Origin of the sequence: Citrobacter sp. MGH106, assembly GCF_001037495.1 — a bacterium.
GTDB classification, from domain to species: domain Bacteria; phylum Pseudomonadota; class Gammaproteobacteria; order Enterobacterales; family Enterobacteriaceae; genus Citrobacter; species Citrobacter murliniae.
Map to the genome: position 1 here is coordinate 3,487,146 of NZ_KQ089822.1, position 17,319 is coordinate 3,504,464.

The 17,319-nt window shown below is 45.4% G+C and carries 19 protein-coding genes and 1 pseudogene; 6 read left to right on the plus strand and 14 right to left on the minus strand.

Features of this window, described 5'->3' with window-relative positions:
- Positions 1 to 98 precede the first annotated feature (98 nt).
- Positions 99 to 683, plus strand: coding sequence for a flavodoxin (locus SK36_RS16320; protein WP_048221991.1), 585 nt, complete (start codon positions 99 to 101; stop codon positions 681 to 683).
- Between the two features lie 107 nt (positions 684 to 790).
- On the plus strand, positions 791 to 1,855 hold the full coding sequence (locus tag SK36_RS16325) for an alpha/beta hydrolase (RefSeq protein ID WP_048221992.1): 1,065 nt from the start codon (positions 791 to 793) through the stop codon (positions 1,853 to 1,855).
- Between the two features lie 245 nt (positions 1,856 to 2,100).
- On the opposite strand, the gene SK36_RS16330 is transcribed toward SK36_RS16325, so the two are convergent.
- From SK36_RS16330 to SK36_RS16335, 3 genes and pseudogenes are all read right to left on the minus strand, one after another.
- Positions 2,101 to 3,027, minus strand: a complete 927-nt coding sequence (locus SK36_RS16330) for an alpha/beta hydrolase (protein ID WP_048221993.1) — start codon at positions 3,025 to 3,027, stop codon at positions 2,101 to 2,103.
- A 33-nt stretch (positions 3,028 to 3,060) separates the two neighbouring features.
- Positions 3,061 to 3,153 (minus strand): annotated as a pseudogene (locus SK36_RS25270) (hypothetical protein); the annotation flags it as partial.
- A 62-nt stretch (positions 3,154 to 3,215) separates the two neighbouring features.
- Complete coding sequence (locus SK36_RS16335) at positions 3,216 to 3,734, minus strand: 2-thiouracil desulfurase family protein (protein ID WP_045440287.1); 519 nt, start codon at positions 3,732 to 3,734, stop codon at positions 3,216 to 3,218.
- A 238-nt stretch (positions 3,735 to 3,972) separates the two neighbouring features.
- Between SK36_RS16335 and SK36_RS16340 the strand changes: the two genes are divergently transcribed.
- Together SK36_RS16340 and SK36_RS16345 are read left to right on the plus strand one after the other, a co-directional pair.
- Positions 3,973 to 4,824: an aldo/keto reductase gene (locus SK36_RS16340; protein ID WP_048221994.1), complete on the plus strand. Its 852-nt coding sequence runs from the start codon at positions 3,973 to 3,975 to the stop codon at positions 4,822 to 4,824.
- Between the two features lie 26 nt (positions 4,825 to 4,850).
- Positions 4,851 to 5,840: an aldo/keto reductase gene (locus tag SK36_RS16345; protein ID WP_048221995.1), complete on the plus strand. Its 990-nt coding sequence runs from the start codon at positions 4,851 to 4,853 to the stop codon at positions 5,838 to 5,840.
- 34 nt (positions 5,841 to 5,874) lie between these two features.
- Here the strand turns inward: SK36_RS16345 and SK36_RS16350 are convergent, their stop codons facing one another.
- Entirely contained in the window at positions 5,875 to 6,768 is an 894-nt protein-coding gene (locus SK36_RS16350; protein WP_045440282.1) for a LysR family transcriptional regulator, read from the minus strand.
- Between the two features lie 449 nt (positions 6,769 to 7,217).
- On the opposite strand from SK36_RS16350, the gene SK36_RS16355 reads away from it, so the two are divergent.
- Together SK36_RS16355 and SK36_RS16360 are read left to right on the plus strand one after the other, a co-directional pair.
- On the plus strand, positions 7,218 to 7,469 hold the full coding sequence (locus tag SK36_RS16355) for a YdgH/BhsA/McbA family protein (protein ID WP_045440279.1): 252 nt from the start codon (positions 7,218 to 7,220) through the stop codon (positions 7,467 to 7,469).
- Positions 7,470 to 7,526: 57 nt separating this feature from the next.
- Positions 7,527 to 7,877, plus strand: coding sequence for a helix-turn-helix domain-containing protein (locus SK36_RS16360; protein ID WP_048221996.1), 351 nt, complete (start codon positions 7,527 to 7,529; stop codon positions 7,875 to 7,877).
- Between the two features lie 491 nt (positions 7,878 to 8,368).
- Here the strand turns inward: SK36_RS16360 and kwaB are convergent, their stop codons facing one another.
- From kwaB to SK36_RS16410, 10 genes are all read right to left on the minus strand, one after another.
- A complete protein-coding gene (gene kwaB / locus SK36_RS16365; protein WP_050597351.1) occupies positions 8,369 to 9,325 on the minus strand; it encodes an anti-phage protein KwaB in 957 nt (318 codons plus the stop codon).
- Positions 9,326 to 9,334: 9 nt separating this feature from the next.
- Complete coding sequence (gene kwaA, locus SK36_RS16370) at positions 9,335 to 9,937, minus strand: anti-phage protein KwaA (RefSeq protein ID WP_048221997.1); 603 nt, start codon at positions 9,935 to 9,937, stop codon at positions 9,335 to 9,337.
- Between the two features lie 609 nt (positions 9,938 to 10,546).
- Positions 10,547 to 10,819, minus strand: coding sequence for an Ogr/Delta-like zinc finger protein (locus SK36_RS16375; RefSeq protein WP_000783295.1), 273 nt, complete (start codon positions 10,817 to 10,819; stop codon positions 10,547 to 10,549).
- A gap of 282 nt (positions 10,820 to 11,101) precedes the next feature.
- Entirely contained in the window at positions 11,102 to 13,789 is a 2,688-nt protein-coding gene (locus SK36_RS16380) for a DUF927 domain-containing protein (RefSeq protein WP_048221998.1), read from the minus strand.
- On the minus strand, positions 13,786 to 14,196 hold the full coding sequence (locus tag SK36_RS16385; protein WP_048221999.1) for a hypothetical protein: 411 nt from the start codon (positions 14,194 to 14,196) through the stop codon (positions 13,786 to 13,788). The genes SK36_RS16380 and SK36_RS16385 overlap by 4 nt, the downstream gene beginning before the upstream one ends.
- Positions 14,189 to 14,425, minus strand: coding sequence for a hypothetical protein (locus SK36_RS16390; protein WP_003838756.1), 237 nt, complete (start codon positions 14,423 to 14,425; stop codon positions 14,189 to 14,191). The genes SK36_RS16385 and SK36_RS16390 overlap by 8 nt, the downstream gene beginning before the upstream one ends.
- Positions 14,422 to 14,994 (minus strand): host cell division inhibitor Icd-like protein, encoded by a 573-nt coding sequence (locus SK36_RS16395; protein WP_082138889.1) that lies wholly within the window; start codon positions 14,992 to 14,994, stop codon positions 14,422 to 14,424. The genes SK36_RS16390 and SK36_RS16395 overlap by 4 nt, the downstream gene beginning before the upstream one ends.
- An 87-nt stretch (positions 14,995 to 15,081) precedes the next feature.
- Positions 15,082 to 16,086 carry a P2 family phage major capsid protein gene (locus SK36_RS16400; protein ID WP_048222000.1) on the minus strand — a complete coding sequence of 335 codons (1,005 nt, stop codon included), beginning with the start codon at positions 16,084 to 16,086 and terminating at the stop codon, positions 15,082 to 15,084.
- 22 nt (positions 16,087 to 16,108) lie between these two features.
- Positions 16,109 to 16,981 carry a hypothetical protein gene (locus tag SK36_RS16405; RefSeq protein WP_048222001.1) on the minus strand — a complete coding sequence of 291 codons (873 nt, stop codon included), beginning with the start codon at positions 16,979 to 16,981 and terminating at the stop codon, positions 16,109 to 16,111.
- A gap of 36 nt (positions 16,982 to 17,017) precedes the next feature.
- Positions 17,018 to 17,218 (minus strand): helix-turn-helix transcriptional regulator, encoded by a 201-nt coding sequence (locus SK36_RS16410; RefSeq protein WP_000507057.1) that lies wholly within the window; start codon positions 17,216 to 17,218, stop codon positions 17,018 to 17,020.
- Positions 17,219 to 17,319: the final 101 nt, after the last annotated feature.

A 17,319-nucleotide genomic window follows, 5' to 3' on the forward strand; every position in this document is an offset into this window, starting at 1 on the left:
CTGGCGCAGTTTCGGCGTGAATATGGCGAAAATTCTGCAGCCATTCACGTTGAAGAAGCATTGGAATGGGCGGTGGCAAGCAAACAGAGGAGTGAGTTATGGAGCATGATTCCACCCGAAGAATGTTACTTACAGCGCTTGCCGGGCTCACTCTGGCGAACGTTTCTCTGGCTTCAGCGGCAACTGGAAACACAAACGTGCGGGGCAATAGCCGCATTCTGGTAGCGTACTTTTCTCGTAGCGGGAACACACGGGTGGTTGCGGGTATCATTCACCGAAGCCTGAATACCGATCTGTTTACAATCGAGCCGGAGAAACCTTATCCGGAAGACTATTTTCAGACCGTTGAACAAGCAAAAAATGAACGGGCCCGGGGAATTAAACCGGCATTAAAAAATAGCGTCGCAGATATCGAACGTTATGAGGCCGTGTATTTAGGCTTTCCCGTCTGGAGCACCAGTGTGCCACCCATAGTACAAACCTTTCTGAGCAGCCATAACCTCGAGGGAAAATTACTCATCCCCTTTATCACCCACGGCGGTTACGGTAAAGGGGACAGCGACGGCATCCTTGCAAAACTTGCCCCAACCGCGCGCCGGGAAAAACCGCTGGTCATTGAATGCGATCAGGAGCGGAGAACCACAGAGATGGTAACTAACTGGTTAGAGACAATACGTAGCTAATCGTTCGTATTCATGAACCGGACAAATAAGGGTATTCATCGGAACGAAATTATCGCCAGGGCCAACTCAGATATTATTAAGCTGCAAACATAACAGAGGATGTAATCTTGAAGACAATCTTAAAAGCGCTGGCCATCAGCGTGATAGCGGGTGGTCTGGCGGTTCAGTCGGTGTATGCAGAGCCATTAATCATTCAGGAACAAGGAAGCTTTTCTGCTGGCGGCGCTATCATCGCAGCACCAGGTACATTTAACGCGAAAAAACCACTGGATTCTGCTGGTCAAACTTATCATGGTGATCATGCGTCTGTTTTCTACCAAATTCCGGAAAATCCGCATAAATACCCTATTGTCATGCTGCACGGCGCAGGTCAGTTTTCCCGTACCTGGGAAAGCACACCGGACGGTCGCGAAGGGTTTCAGAATATATTCCTGCGCCGTGGGTTCTCTACTTATCTTGTCGATCAACCGCGTCGGGGCAGCGCCGGGCGCTCTACAGTAGAAGGTACTGTCACGCCAAAACCCGATGAGCAGATGTGGTTTAATCAGTTCCGTGTTGGCGTGTGGCCTGAGTATTTTAAAGGCGTTCAGTTCTCTCACGACAAAGAGGCACTGAATCAGTATTTCCGTCAGATGACTCCGAATACAGGGCCGTTTGATATCAATGTAATTTCTGATGCGATGTCCGCAGTAGTGGATAAATCCGGTCCGGCTATCCTCTTCACCCACTCTCAGGGTGGCGGGCCAGGCTGGTATACCGCGATGAAAAACGACAAGGTCAAAGCCATTATCGCCTTTGAGCCAGGCAGCAGTTTTGTTTTTCCGGAGAAAGAATTACCGGCACCAATGCCAAGTGCTTTCGACACGCTGAAAGGTGAACCTGTTCCAATGGAACAGTTTATGGCACTGACTAAAATCCCGATTCTGATTATTTACGGCGATAACATACCGGATAAACCCGTGGCGATGCCCGCGCAGGACAGCTGGCGAGTACGCCTGGCAATGGCTCGTGAGTGGCGCAACGTGGTGAACAAACACGGCGGGGATGTGACGGTTACGCACCTTCCGGAGATAGGGATCAAAGGCAATACTCACTTCCCGTTTTCTGATCTGAATAATGTTCAGATCGCGGATTTAGTAAGCCAGTTCCTGAAAGAGAAAAAACTGCAGTAGCACGAGAAAATATTGAGCCTCCAGTGATGAAGGCGCAGAACGAATATCCTATTTATAAAGATTTTCTCTGGTTTGAAGTAGTCTGATCTCAGTTGTGAGACTTTCAAATCAGGCTATCTGCTGTGAGCGAGAAACTGCGTTGCGCTAATAACATCAGGCATAGTTTAATCATACATATCGGGGTGGGTAGTCGCCCAACCCGCTCGAATCTGAAAACTTGTGCAATTTCCCAGGGCTGCATATCCTTATTCAGGGCTAATGTTGCCTGCATTTTTAGACAAAAATTGAGAAATGGCATCAACTATACCGGGCGCAAGAGGAAGTGATGGGTCTGTATAAGCAGCAATATTTTCTTGCCTGTTATCTGAAGTAACCGGCTTTAATACGTGATTTGTATCAGGAAACATTACAACCGTTGCTCCAGGGTTTGCTGCTGCAAGTTCTCCTGCGTTGTTTTTATCCACCTGAATATCTCGTTCTCCTTGTAAGATCAATATCGGTTTAGTTACAGCCTCTATCATTTGGCTCGGGTTGTATGTAAAAAGGTCTATAAGAAATCCCTGAACTGAAGGATTGAATATACTTTGTAATACGGGGGGCATATTTTCAACATCGATATATTGGCCCTGTTCAAGCGCATCGATAACTTTACCCCCCAGCGTTTGAAGAGTCGCGTCCTCTAGATTTGTTTTGAACTGATGCCGCAAAACTTCGCTCAGGGGGCGTGATGGTGTTGCGACCAGGATTATGCCAGAGATCTGATTTTCCTGAGCTGAAGCTAGTGTAACTATCCCACCTTCGCTATGTCCAAGGAGCCAAACACATTTTGTATTGAATCGGCGGTTCAGAATGTTCAACCACGACCGAATATCGTCGACATAATCTTTCAAGACTACCGAGTTCGCATCCATAACTGCTGATGAACTGCCAAACATGCCACGTTTATCAATTCTTAACACCGCTTTGTCTTTATTAGCCAACCCTTCCGCAAGAAGTCGGTAAGTCCCGGCATTGACGCCAAGCGGATTATTGCCCTCACGATCAGTGGGTCCTGAGCCAGGAACGATCAAAATAATATTCTCAGGATTTGGAGAAGAACTGAGTAAAGTGCCTTTAAGGGGGCCCAGTGGACCATCTGCTTCCAGGAAAGTTTCGTAAGGTAAATTCGTCATAAGTTTGACTCAATGGGAGGAGTAGCCCTACATTTAACAGCCTTTACTTTTGAAAAAAATCAATCTTGCCTCGTTTAAACTAAAAGTATTAGCCCCGCCAGAGTAATCAGGATTTTCAAACTGAACAAGATCATCTTCTCATTCACAGATTGGCACGAAGCGGTCTGAATTAAGACGGATGATACCCGTTAAGAGCGGGAAGCGGACGCTAACTCAAAATCTCTGTCCTTAATCCAGGAAATAAGCTCCACAACCTGTGTATCTGAAAATACTTTTATACCATGCTCTGAGAGTAGCGATGCCGCAACTCCCATACCTGATTTACGCTGGCCACTGAAAGAGCCGTCATAAATAAACTCGACACCACATGTTGGACTGCCGTCAGTTAACAACGCAGCGGTGCAACCAGATTCCAGTGCCGTGCGCAATGCCAGCCAGGCTGCGAGTCGATATTGTTCCGTAACATCTCGCCCCGTGTTCTCTATTATGCTGGCTCGCCCTTGCATCACATCTGTGCCGCAAGCAGAAATAATCTCTGCCGGTGGGCGTGGCACAGGCAACCCGGCAGCCATTTCGGGGCAGTGAATTACCAGACGTTGTTCTTCTTGCCAGCGAGCAAGTTGAGCCGTCACCTGTGCTTTCTCACTTCCGTTATAACGGACTTTTAACCCCATCAGGCAGGCACTTACCAGTATTTTATTTACCATCGTTTTTTTCAATTTATGTACAGAACATTTTGATCATAACACTTCGTCACGATGCATTAATTACTCACCATTAACAACACATATCGACAGAAGTGACTTCCGCTCCTGTACTAAGCCTATTGTCATATATCCACAAGATTAATGAACATATCTAATAAACCCTAGCTAATTACCCTATCTAATCGAATAAATCAGTTTGCGTTATGCTTTTCCCGGACAACAGCTGAGAGATAACGTCATGCAAACTGTAAAACTGAACAATGGTATCGAAATGCCCCTGCTGGGTTTTGGTGTGTTTCAGATGACGGATGCCGCCGAATGCGAGCGTGCCGTTATTGATGCAATCAATACGGGATACCGCCTGATCGATACCGCTGCTTCATACCAGAATGAAACCCAGGTTGGGAGCGCACTGAAACAGACCGGTGTCGCTCGTAGCGAGCTCTTTGTAACAACCAAGCTTTGGCTACAGGATACCAATTACGCAGGTGCTAAAGCTCAGTTTGAGCGTTCATTGAACCGGCTGCAACTGGACTACGTTGACCTGTACCTGATTCACCAGCCTTACGGTGATGTCCATGGTGCCTGGCGTGCCATGGAAGAACTGCAACAGGCAGGCAAAATTCGCGCCATTGGCGTCAGTAACTTCCATCCTGACAGACTGGCCGACCTTATCGCCTTCAACAGCGTTGTCCCCGCAGTAAACCAGATTGAAGTTAACCCCTTCAACCAGCAACTGCATGCCGTTGCCTGGATGCAAAGCCGTGGGATTCAACCGGAAGCCTGGGCTCCGTTTGCTGAAGGTAAAAATGGTCTGTTCCAGCATCCCGTATTAACGGCGATTGGTCATAAGTACGGCAAAAGCGTAGGCCAGGTTGTTCTGCGGTGGATCTTCCAGCGAGGCATCGTTTCGCTGGCTAAATCAGTACGAAAAGAACGTATGGAAGAGAACATCAACATTCTCGATTTTGAACTCACTACTGAGGATATGCTGCAGATTGCCGCCCTTGACACCGCAACCAGCGCATTCTTCTCACACCGCGATCCAGCAATGGTGGAATGGCTGACTGGCCGCAAACTTGATGTTTAAGCCGCGATAAAAGAGGTATTCATTAAATGCAAAAACGTTATCTGGGTAAATCCGGGTTAGAAGTGTCAGCGCTTGGGCTCGGTTGCATGGGACTCAGCCACGGCTACGGCCCGGCGACAGATACCCGTCAGGCTATCGAACTCATTCGCGCAGCGGTTGAACGTGGCGTTACTTTCTTCGACACCGCTGAAGTGTATGGTCCATTTCTGAATGAAGACGTTGTCGGCGAAGCCTTAAAACCCTTTCGCGACCGCGTGGTTATCGCAACTAAATTTGGTTTTACCTTTGGAGATGGCAACAAGCAGCAGATTTTAAACAGCCGTCCAGAGCATATCCGTGAAGCTGTTGAAGGATCATTACGCCGTCTCAAGACAGACGTTATTGATTTGCTGTACCAGCACCGTGTCGATCCTGATGTTCCAATTGAAGATGTTGCCGGAACGGTAAAAGACCTGATAGCAGAAGGGAAGGTCAAACATTTCGGTCTGTCCGAAGCGGGAGCACAAACCATTCGCCGTGCGCATGCTGTACATCCTGTCACTGCCCTGCAAAGCGAATACTCCATGTGGTGGCGCGAGCCTGAACAGGAGATCCTGCCGTTGCTGGAGGAATTGGGCATTGGTTTTGTGCCATTCAGCCCATTAGGCAAAGGATTCCTGACAGGCTCGATTAAGTCAGGAACGACTTTTGGGAAGGATGATTACCGCAGCACCGTGCCGCGCTTCGCCGAGCAAGCGATTGAAGCCAATGAAAAGCTGGTCTATTTATTGGGTGATCTGGCTGCCGAGAAAGGTGTAACGTCTGCGCAAATCGCGTTGGCATGGTTACTGGCACAAAAACCGTGGATTGTTCCTATTCCGGGTACAACCAAACTCCACCGGTTGGAGGAAAACCTGGGGGCTGCTGACCTTATTCTTTCGCAGGATGATTTATTTCAGGTAACACAGGCGCTTGAAACAATCAAAATCGTCGGCGCGCGCTACTCGCCTGAGCATCAGGCTCGTGTAGGCCGTTAAAACTTAAGCGGGTCCACCGTGAATTACGGACCCGCTATTCAGAGTACCGAAGCGCATCTATCATCAGCGCAAAAGCGGGTGGATGCTGTTTGCGGCTGGGATAATAAAGGTAATAACCGGGGAATGAAGGACACCACTCCTGCAGAACCAGAATAAGTTCTCCTGACTTTATATAATCCTCAACCATATCCTCAGGAACACAAGCGATACCAAAACCAGATAAAACAGCATCGATCCTTTCTGCCAGTAGATTAAAGGTCACCTGCCCTTCAACTCTGACCCGTAACGGTTTCCCTTCCTTCTCGAACTCCCAGTGGTAAAGCCCACCGGCAGTCGGCAGACGCATATTGATGCAGCGATGATTTTGTAATTCGTGTGGTGTTTCAGGAGCAGGGTTAGCGGCGAAATATGACGGTGCGCCAACCACTGCCATCCGCATATCCGGTCCGATCCTCACAGCGACCATGTCTTTAGCCACGCTCTCGCCCAGACGAATTCCGGCATCAAAACGCCCTTCAACAATATCGACAAAACCATTATCAACAACCAGTTCGACATTGATTTCCGGGTATTCCCTGAGGAAAGGTTTTAGCTTCGGCCATACAAGACTTCGCGCAGCATGTTCCCCGGCGGATAAGCGGATATTGCCAGAGGCAATACCGTTAAGTTGCACGAGCGATTCCAGCTCCTGCTCAAGATCGGCAATACGCGGTTCAAGACAGGCAATAATTCTCTCACCTGCTTCTGTGGGGGCAACGCTTCGGGTGGTTCGGGTTAAAAGGCGGATGTTTAACCTTTCCTCCAGCGCTTTTATCGCATGGCTAAGTGCTGACTGAGAAACACCAAGTTTGCCAGCGGCTTTGGTAAAACTTCTCTCCCTTGCTACCACAAGAAAGATTTGCAGTTCGTTGAAGTTTTCTCTAAGCATTGGCTATTTCCTTATTAAAGCATTCCCCCAAAGAGGACCATGATGGATGTTCACAGGCACCATCATTTTAGCCTCATTACTGACAATAGCGATAATTGATATTCTGTTCATACCAGAAATAAGTCTGTGTTATCAGAAGGTTTGTCATGAAAATACGCGTTACCGCGGCACCTAAAAATATTACTTTTCGTCATGAACACTACCATTAAATTGGCCCATCACCCCGTGACTTTTTTTAGATATGGACACCTCGCGGTAAAGAACATGCGTGCATTATCAACAGAGAAACCTGTATTCAAAACAAGTTAACCATCTAAAAACCTGACAATTTTGTCATATGGCTGTCAGTTTTATGACAGCTTAGAACCGTATATTTATTTGTGAGAACCAGCAGGAATTCCTTCTGTTCTCAGGTCTGGTAAAAAATTTACTCAGAAGAGGTACGCAATATGAAAACACTATTTGTGACGACATTCCTCATCGGATTTATTTCAATGAATGTTGCATCTGCAGCCCAGCATATTAATCATACAGATGGTAAACAAAAGATTGGCGTAGTCTCGACCAGCAATGCCTATACACTTAATGATTTATCGAATGAGCTTTCTCGCAAGGCTGATGAACAAGGTGCAACATCATTCAAAATTCTGTCAATCACAGGGAACAATCGTTTGCACGGTGTTGCAGCAATTTATAAATAAATTATCAATATCCTGAGAAGGATGGTGTCATAAACCTTTCATAATGAGCGTCAACTTATGTTCAGAACAGAAGACATCATCGATGAGATAATCCAATGGATTGATTTAAACATACACAAACCGCTGAAGATCGAGGATGTTGCAACGCGAGCAGGGTACTCGAAGTGGCATCTTCAGCGGGTTTTCATGCAGGTTAAAGACGTTAGTCTTGGTAAATATATTAGAGATAAAAAACTCAGACTTGCGGCCAGGGATCTTGTTGAAACCAATGAATCGATTATAGAAATCGCTTTTAAGTATGGTTTTGACTCTCAACAGACGTTCACAAGGGTGTTTTCAAATAATTATCGACTGTCACCTTTAAAATATAGAAAAATCAAAAGGATAAAAAAATCAAAAACTCCCTGATACATTTAAAATTTTAAACGCATTTAAAATGATGCAACCTACGATAGTGCCCCCACTTATGCCCCCCAACAATAACTTGATTCCGGTTGATAACAGCAGATAGATATGGGCCAGAAGCCACAGCATACGGGCTTTGCGTTGATTTAGGTAGACCAGGGAAGAGTTTAAAATGGTGCCGATAATAGGAGCGAAACACAGCCTCAGTGCATTGTTTTATATAACAAAAAAAATTAACAACGAAATAATGCCCCCTAAAATGCCCCCCTCCCCTCCGGCTTGTATGTGGCTACACCTTCATTGAGATTCATAGAGCATGTGTCAAAACAAAAAATACAAAGCTGTTAAAGCTTATATAAAAAGATAGTTTATATTTTTCATGATTCACTATGATTAATGAAAATCCGCACATTATTCGTCAATACATGAGAATATTCAATTGTGGTGAAAATATCACCACAATATTTATTAGCTATTTTTTGCATTGTCTGCAGCTACTTTACAGCATCCTTTGCAAGGCTTTCATAATAGAACTGAGTCAGTTGCGAAGTTAAAAAGTCATCCATCAATATTTTAATAAACAGATCTTTTGAAACTTTAGTATCAAGGGCGATTTTTGTACCATCTTCGTTAAATCTTATTCTGTTGATCAATACAGGATAGGTCTTACAAAACTCAATAATTTTTTCATTTTCAATCTTGGCTAATATAACTGGAGAAGATTTTGCTATTCTAGTTAACTTTCGCGCATATTTTATATCATCTATTAACTCTTTTATCACCTCTATATCAGTGATAATATTCATCCCTTCAATGGCAGTCATGCCAAGAGTGGCTTCTTTTTTAATAACCTCATGAAAACCAAACATTTTTTCGATTAATTTAAGATCCACTACATATAAATCATTTTCTACTTTAATAATTTGGAAGTTATCACTTACCCTGAAGAAGTCATCCTTAATTTCTTCAAGTCTTGTAGCTGATTTTTTTAGAAAAAAACCAGTACGAGAGAAAATATTAACTGGAGCCATGGTTTTGTAGAGTACAATTTGCTGATCTGCATTACCAATGCAAACTAGCAATACTCTGATATCTTCTATTTGTTGTGTTTTGAAATCAAAAACGGCTTCACCTGGTTGTCCAAGCATATTTTGCATAGAGGTTAACTCATCAGGCCACCCTATATCATATTGATAAATAACATTATTTCTTTCATCCGCTGACGATAGAGGCAAAACACTAAGATCGCCATCATCAATGATATTATTCTTAATACTATCTAAAAATAACTCTTTTAAGCTATCCTGAGCGCTCGCTTCGATATCCATACGATATGCGTCAGGGCTGCTTTTAAGAATAGCGTAAATAATTACAGAAACATCATCTTTATTATTTATATAATAACTCAGATTGTCATCTAAGTCTTTCTTATCCATTTGCTGTGGTGACATACTTAATCCTTAATCTCCAGAATAGTAAACTCTTTCATCAAGCACAATATAACTTACCATGTCATTTTCTTTCAATTGTCGCCTAGTAATTAATATCAACCCTGTTTTATTAATACCTCCAGTTATACTAACGTCCAACTTATAAATATTAAACCCCAATAAAGCCAAGGAAGGATTGGCATAAAACAAATCCGTTTTAATATAAATCACCCCCATGATTATTAAGAGAACTGCCAGAACGATAACATATCTCTCTTTTTCAAAATCAAAGGTAATTAACGGAATAATATATGTAGCTAAAAAAGTTAGATGCTCGTAATTTATTTTTTCTATCTTTATTATTTTTAATGGGAGCTCTACAGTCTTATTAGTATCATATTTAAATCTACGGTAGGCAATCCAACAATAAATGAGCAATCCAAGACATACCAAGGGAACAACATTATTCTTCAATAACAAAGACCAGCCGATAAACTCACATTTAGCACCAAAACACACAGGGAATTTCAATGTAATAAAAATGAAAAAACAGAATAAAATAGCCAGCGATAGAATATATAAATCAATTTTACGCCTAACATACTCCTTTGTTTCTTTTGAATCATTTTTCATATTAACACCTTTATAACTAATACTTTTGTAAAAATATAAATACTAATAATATCTCCCAAAAAATAAAAATATAGAATACCAGTTCTATAGGCACATCAACACTATTCAATTGGAACACAAAAACAGTAATATTTCTCTAAATCGAGCATATACTCTTTCATATCACAATTCAAACATGTCTATCACATAATAGATGAAAAAATTAATAGTTGAAATTATGAATCATTGTTGACCAAAAAAACTTCATATGACCAAAATCGCACTACACCGCACCCGCCTGCGGTTTTCATATTACTAAAATTTTTCAGTTGTGATTTTTTACAAACGATACCGCCAGCCCGCGCCCGTTCTGGGGATGCTCTGCGAGACAGGAACTGAAAAGAATGAAAAGAAATTCAGCTTTTTTCAGTTTTACTGTCCGTCGCATTTGTGGCCTGAATACGTAACACTATGATATTAAATGGATAATTTATTTTAGGTGTGTAATTTTATGGAGGTTCGTGAAACACGAAAAATATAACCATATGAAAAATAATAATTTTATGTCCGCATAAACTGAAATCCTGTGTTCAGGTTCCGGGAACGGATCGGCCATTCCCGACGCATACTTTACCCATTCTTTTGCGCAGCCAGCAGCAACTTTAAAGCCTTTTCCCGCTCCTCGGGTGGAATGGCATCAATTAACTCTTTAACCCTCCCCTGCCCATTCAGCGCGCTTGGACTAACGGAATGGGAGAAAGCAACATTCATCACAAACGAGTGACCGCACTCCACATTAGAGCAATAGCAATACACATCGTACAGCTGTGGGTGTTTCCTGTTTGTTTTACCTATCCGCGCTACTGCCTGACATGTGGGGCAGTACATTCTCATCATCTTCATCGTTCTGTGCCCTATACTGTTGCCCGCCAGAAGAAGGGATTTGGATCCCTACCTCTTGTTCTGAACGTGTAACACTGGTAACACGTGTAACGCTATTGATTTAAAAGGATTTAATCTGTTACCAGTTAGCATAATCAAGAGGTAACGCGTGGTAACACACCATTTTTTGTTACCTCTGTTACCAGTCAGTATTTTTGACTGGTAACACTGAAGCACCGTATCAGTAGCGGGTGTTACCTCTGTTACCAGTGTTACCTCATAAAAATAAGACTCACGCGATAATTACTCCGGTTCGGCGCTTCCCAGTACCTGTGTATTGAACTGGTACACACGTTTAAGCCCTATTTCTGGCAGGCGAATGCTGTTTTGCGTCCGGCCATCTTCACCGGGCTTCAGCCAGCCCGCGTCCACACACAACCTGGCCACTTTACGCGAATCAAATCCCTTACAGATCTCCTTCCAGCCTGACGGGAGAACGTAGAACGTTACAACCGGCTCTGTCACGTTGTCTCCTTTATCGACTTTTCTGAATCCCATCATTGAAACAGGCCGGTTCCTGTCGTCATTCCAGTCAGCAAACCGGCTGAACTGATTACGCGTCATGAAGTCCCGTACCTGTTCAAGTGCCGCTTTATCTTCCTGATTAGCTGTATGGCCCCGGTCAGCCATCCATGCAGCCAGACAACGTTGAGCGGCACGAAAGGCCTCTCCCTCCGGCCATCCTGTGATGCCCGCTTTTGTGGCCAGTTCCCCGGCCATCGCAACCAGAGCAAAACGGGTAACAGCCCGGCCAACCTGATTCCCGGCATTTTCCGGCGTCAGCCTTCGGGTGTACTCTTTCAATAAGGCTTTCGCCTGGCTGGTCAGTTCCGGCAGATCAGCGGTCAGGCAATGAAGCCAGTCGCGGAATGGTGCACCATGATAATGCGCTACGTGCTGCTCAAGATGCTCCGCCAGGGTTTTCCCGCTACTGAAGCCATGAAGTTCTTCAAACACGCCATATTTGCCCGAATCGCTTGGGATCTGGATCATTCTGACCTCAACCCCGGCATACGTGCGTTCCCCGGCACTTGCCGCATGTTCCACCAGTGACAGTTCCCCTGTGGACAGAAACAACAGATTCCAGCGGTTGGTTTCCCTTACCGATCCATCTGTTCTGGCTCTGGCTTTGCCCTGCCCGTTAGCCAGCATATAAGCGATATTCCCCGCCTCCCTGCCGTCAACCTCCCGGATTTCATCCAGCATCAGCGTGGCATCATTGCGGCGGCTCGCCGTTCCTTCTAATGCATTCCCCGTCGCCCGCCACGTATGCCAGAAATCTGTTCCACCACATACCGATGCAGCCACTTTCATCGTCGTGGTTTTACCGTCCGTTGATTCCCCTTTGAGGTGATAACCTCCACCGCCGATACCAACCAGTTTCAGAAGGGGGGCAGCAAATGCCAGACTCACCGCAAAGGCAAGACGGGCATTATTTATGCAGTAACGGCCTATATTTTCACGCCAGTCCTCTGATGTGCCGCTGACACGAAAATCACGCCCCTGCACGCTCGATGTTTGTAAGATGACTGACTGGGCCTCGCGCCCTATCACTTCATCCTGGAGAACGTAAACCCCGCCGTGCCAGCCCGTTTTATTCACACAGGTTACTTTTCTGTCCGGTTTACACAGCGAGATATATTCCATCAGGAATGCTCTGGCCATACCGTTAATGTTGATGTAAGAAAGCCCGTTAACCAGCAGAACGCGGCGCAACTCTTCCCCGCTGCCACCCAGCATCTCCATCGGCATTGCCCATTTACGGCTGTTTCCGTTGGTATCTTCCCATTCCAGCAAACGCCCGTAATTACTCCCATCAGCATCACTGGTGATTGCCGTCACCCGCAACGGACTGCAAATTTTGATATTACGTATCTCCGTATCACCATCAGATTTATTAACCAGCTTGTCGTACCACAAATATTCTTTTGTCAGCCGGAATCCTTCTGGCAAACGGGTCTGCCCTTTGCCATGCAGCGTCATTTCTTCACGAAAGGCATCTCTCGCCCGTTCTTTCCCCACTTCCTGCCGATAATCATCCCAGTCAGCCTTATGGCGTACCGGAGGGAGCGTTACCCAGCCATCCACTGCTTTGGCGGCTTTCTCTGCCTGAATACGCCCGGTGTTTTCTTTCCCGTCAGCCAGATCATTATCGCCAGCCAGAATGATCCGGGTTTCCGGCCAGCGTTTTCGGATCTGCTCCGTCACCTTCAGTAAATTGGTGGCAGCAACAGCCGCCACGATCCATCCTTCAGTCAGCAGACTGACGGTAAGTGCTGTGGCAAAACCCTCAGTGATAATCACCTGTTCAGGTGTTTCAGCGGGTATATCGGTCAGGGCAATGAATGCGCCAGACAGCTGGCTACCGGGCAGCAGACTTTTATCCCCGTCAGGATTGATAAGCTGGCCACCAGTAATATTCCCGGAAATATCCGTCAACGGCAGCAGTAATGAACCGGAGGAAAATGTTATTCCGGCCAGATTCAAAGGCTGTGACAGCAAGGGAAGTGAATACCCGTGTAAGCCCTTGTTTGTCAGATAAACCGGTTCACCATTGCAGGACTGCTGTCTGAGTCTGGTATATCGCTCCGCGCCCGCTTCTTTTCCTGCGGCCTTTTTCCTGGCGGGCAAAGCGGGCTTCTCCTGTATTTCTGGTAATGCAAGCGCCTCAGATACCATCCCGGCGACTTCTTTTATCTTTCTTCCTGTCACCAGACGAACCAGATCAAGACCATCGCCATTACCGCACTGATTACAAAACCACGTCCCACGCCCCGCTTTATCGTCCAGCCGAAAGCGATCTTTGCCACCACAGGCAGGGCAAGCCCCATGATGTCCTGCGGACGGTACTTTGATACCTAATGCTGACAGGATATAAGGCCAGCGCCCAATTGCAGCCCCGGAAATCGTGGATACAGACGGTGTTTTCACAGCAGCACCTCCTGACCTTCCGGCTTCACAAATTCAAAACCTTCGGGTAGTTCGCCATCAGGTGCACCGAAAATAATATCCCGGTAAACCTCACGCATCTCTGTGACACCAAAAACTGACAGGCGAATATTTTCTGACATAAAGCCCGGTTTAAGCATTTTTTCCAGTTTCTCTGCGGCCAGTATGCAACCTGCATCAGCCCCAAACTCATTCACCCACGGCATTTCAATATGGTAAATAATATTATTCACCACTTTTTCGTGGGTGAGTTCTATTCGTTCGCCATCTTCAATATAAACAGGTTCATTATGAACACGTTCCATTAAGGAAATGAATGCATCAGCAATGTAATACCGTAAGACTGCTGTTCGTAAAGCATGCGCCTTTAAATTTTGATTATTATTCATCGCGCATCACTCCCTTAATGGTGCTGGTCTCCTTAACAACGCCATCCAGTTGTTCGGCAATACAGGCCACTAAAGCCGCAGCGCCTTCGGCTGAAACAGTTCTCGCCCCATTCACTGTGGGAACGGACAGAACCTCTGCAAGGAACTCACTGGCCAGTGCCGCCCGTAACAGACGACTCTCCCCCAGTTCACTCAATATGCAGCCTTGCTTAAAATTCATGGATTTCATGCAACCACCTCCCCGGCGTTTTTCACAGGGATACGGGCAGCAAAGCTCAGGATAAATTCAGTGGCAAGTTTAAGGCGTGCAGCATGCTCACAGTCTGCGATTACACGCACAGGACGTGGACGGGCATCACGGTCTGTACGGCGGACAGCCAGAAAGACAAAGGTAAATTCAGGGTGAGATAAAGCAGGGACTGTAGCCATAATGGCAACCTCCGTTAGATAGCGGGTAACGCTACCACCGGAGTTTCCACGCTCATGGGTGGTAGCCCAGACGGGGGTGGAAATACCGGCTCTAACGGATACCGGCCTGACCGAGGTCAGCCCCGCCTGAGCCACCATTACACGATAGCTACAGCAGTAAAGAAACCGCTGTACAGGTAACAGGTGCACAAAGGCAAAGACACAAAAAAAGACGCATGGCGCGTCTGGTGTCGCCGTTAGATTACTCGGGTTTCCACGCCCGGCTGCCGATTTTGCGGCAACCTTTAAACTATATCTCGCGTATTCCTGGTGAGGCAAGAAATTTATAACCGAAAACTGATCATTGCCTGGATTAATTAACGCTGGCATGCTTAAGCCTCTGCTTAAAAATAGTTCTTCATTTTTCCTGATGATGTTAACGAGACCCGCCTCTGAGCGGGTCTTTCTGTTGCTAAGTCAATCCGCAAACGTCAGGGCGCCCTCATCGACAGCCGCGTACAGTTCAGGTTCACCGAGTGCATAGCCTTCATTGCGCAGGTAGGAATGCACGTATTCGCTGTTTTCATCATCAAACTCAGCACGGAACCAGCGTGTTATCGCCTGGGTGTAAATGTGCAGATTATCCAGCGTCGTTACTGCCAGACGCTTACCCGGCATAAACGGGGGAATAAACGCAAAGCGGCCAGCAACAGAACTTGTAGCCATCTGTGCGGCATTCACATCAGCCGGGCGGTCTGCAGCATTAAATAACTTCAGGCGTTGATGTGCTGCCAGCTCTGCCCCAACCAGTACAACCAGACGGGGATCTTCACGAAACTGCTCAGCAATAAGCTCAGTAATCAGATGGTTGGCCAGAGCATCAATATTTTTCCAGGTGCCAGTCTCTCCCAGAGTGAGAGACTCAGAGATGATTTGCTTCCCGTTCCCGTAGGCTTTCGCCAGTGCATGCCAGCCAATATTGACATCCTCGCCTTTTTTATTGATTTCCGGGTTTGTAGTATTTGCAATCGACACACCGTTGAAACCGACCCGCAGCATGTCCAGCGCATATGCCTGGGAAAAAAAGCTCTCAACCGTTTTATCAAACTCATCCGGCACGCCGGTATGGTAAATATGAGACATATCGGAATAGCTGATCCGGGCGCAGGTATCCGTCTCTGTCAGAAAGAACTCCGTACCATTGATTGCCATTTTTTTGTGGAAACGGCCACCATCCACACGTCCGGTATGCAGTTCACTGGCACCAATATTGACGGCATTACCTGACACGGCGTTAACATCACGTAGGGTGATATTTTTAATAAGCCACCCGGATTCCAGAATTGAGGTACGCAGTATATTTTCAGTGGGTTCGCTTAATGCAAAGCGTCTGTTTGATTCCTCCTGATAGTTAGTACCAGTGACGAATTTATTATGATAACGACGTGCTGCGTCCGGCCTTTCAGTTTTGAAGGCATACATAGTTTTTCACCTTTTTTAGTATTTAAGAAAAGATTTTATTTTTGTACTCAGTAACCCGATTGTATTTCATTACATGCTCAACATAATCCCGGTCACTAACGACTGAACGTAATACATAATTATCTGCTCGATAGTACTCCCTGTAAGCCATAGCTCTTGCCATTCCACCGTTATTTAATACATAACGATCAGTTGGAACGCTACAACGGCTAATAATTTCATTCACAGAATCAGACAAAGATTTGAGTGCATCTGTAATAAATTTAATATCACGGACAACGTCACCGTCATTAAACACAGAAATAAAATCAACAGGGATCTGGCCGGATTGAGGAAATATGCTCAGTAAACGCTTCTCAACTCCTTTACCAATGTAGTTAACTTCATCGGCCAGTACGCCCGGTAAAAGCTTGATTGTGCTCAGTCTGCTATGTTGCTCATTCAGCCGGGAAACAGCCAGATGGTAACACCGTTCAGCATCCGCTCGTTCAGCATGCCCCGTTTTATTCGTTTTGGCTTCAGCAATGCTACTGACGCCGTTTTTTGAGAATGTGCTTTTCCATGCAACTTCCGCATTTGTCACTTCACGCTGCCGGAAAGATAACTCTTCCTCTTCCTGACGACACAACTGGGCATAACGGCTTAGGAGCAGGTTGATCTCATTCGCCACAGCTTCCGTATCAGGTACTGTTAACCCCGTAAGTGAATACAGCTTTTCACCTTTAGCGCGCAGCTTATTCAATGAAAATATTTCAATAATTCGCACAATACATGCAGTGTCGCTATGAGTTTCTTTAAACGGACTTACTTTATAGTTTCCTAACACGGAAACATATTCATTCTTAATTGGAAGGGATATGTATTGACTCCCCGCCGGTTGTAGACGGTAATTCATATAAACTCCTCATAAATGCTTATAATACTAATGTTTTTACTCTGAAGAATGACTATCACGCCAAGCATAGTAGTCACCAGCACGCCATCGGGACATACGACCTAACTTGATTGGTTTAGGAAAACGTCCCAGAGAAATCAGTTTATAAATCCATTTATCAGTAAAAAGACAATCAGATGTAATGAATTTCATATCAATGAGCGAGTCAGCAGAAGGACGATTATCAGTAAACCCCATAATGAGTTCCTCTCTATGTATCAATCTATATCAACGAAGAGGATTAAAACATCGTTCAAAAATATAAAAAAGGCGAGTAAGAAAAATCTCCTTACTCGCCA

Coding starts and splice junctions, on each gene's coding strand:
- SK36_RS16395 (WP_082138889.1), bottom strand. CDS start 14,994: ATGCCAGCGTTAATTAATCCAGGCAATGATCAGTTTTCGGTTATAAAT.
- SK36_RS16355 (WP_045440279.1), top strand. CDS start 7,218: ATGAAAACACTATTTGTGACGACATTCCTCATCGGATTTATTTCAATG.
- SK36_RS16320 (WP_048221991.1), top strand. CDS start 99: ATGGAGCATGATTCCACCCGAAGAATGTTACTTACAGCGCTTGCCGGG.
- SK36_RS16360 (WP_048221996.1), top strand. CDS start 7,527: ATGTTCAGAACAGAAGACATCATCGATGAGATAATCCAATGGATTGAT.
- SK36_RS16405 (WP_048222001.1), bottom strand. CDS start 16,981: ATGAATTACCGTCTACAACCGGCGGGGAGTCAATACATATCCCTTCCA.
- SK36_RS16330 (WP_048221993.1), bottom strand. CDS start 3,027: ATGACGAATTTACCTTACGAAACTTTCCTGGAAGCAGATGGTCCACTG.
- SK36_RS16335 (WP_045440287.1), bottom strand. CDS start 3,734: ATGGTAAATAAAATACTGGTAAGTGCCTGCCTGATGGGGTTAAAAGTC.
- SK36_RS16340 (WP_048221994.1), top strand. CDS start 3,973: ATGCAAACTGTAAAACTGAACAATGGTATCGAAATGCCCCTGCTGGGT.
- SK36_RS16390 (WP_003838756.1), bottom strand. CDS start 14,425: ATGAAATCCATGAATTTTAAGCAAGGCTGCATATTGAGTGAACTGGGG.
- SK36_RS16385 (WP_048221999.1), bottom strand. CDS start 14,196: ATGAATAATAATCAAAATTTAAAGGCGCATGCTTTACGAACAGCAGTC.
- SK36_RS16375 (WP_000783295.1), bottom strand. CDS start 10,819: ATGAAGATGATGAGAATGTACTGCCCCACATGTCAGGCAGTAGCGCGG.
- kwaA (WP_048221997.1), bottom strand. CDS start 9,937: ATGAAAAATGATTCAAAAGAAACAAAGGAGTATGTTAGGCGTAAAATT.
- SK36_RS16410 (WP_000507057.1), bottom strand. CDS start 17,218: ATGGGGTTTACTGATAATCGTCCTTCTGCTGACTCGCTCATTGATATG.
- SK36_RS16400 (WP_048222000.1), bottom strand. CDS start 16,086: ATGTATGCCTTCAAAACTGAAAGGCCGGACGCAGCACGTCGTTATCAT.
- kwaB (WP_050597351.1), bottom strand. CDS start 9,325: ATGTCACCACAGCAAATGGATAAGAAAGACTTAGATGACAATCTGAGT.
- SK36_RS16350 (WP_045440282.1), bottom strand. CDS start 6,768: ATGCTTAGAGAAAACTTCAACGAACTGCAAATCTTTCTTGTGGTAGCA.
- SK36_RS16345 (WP_048221995.1), top strand. CDS start 4,851: ATGCAAAAACGTTATCTGGGTAAATCCGGGTTAGAAGTGTCAGCGCTT.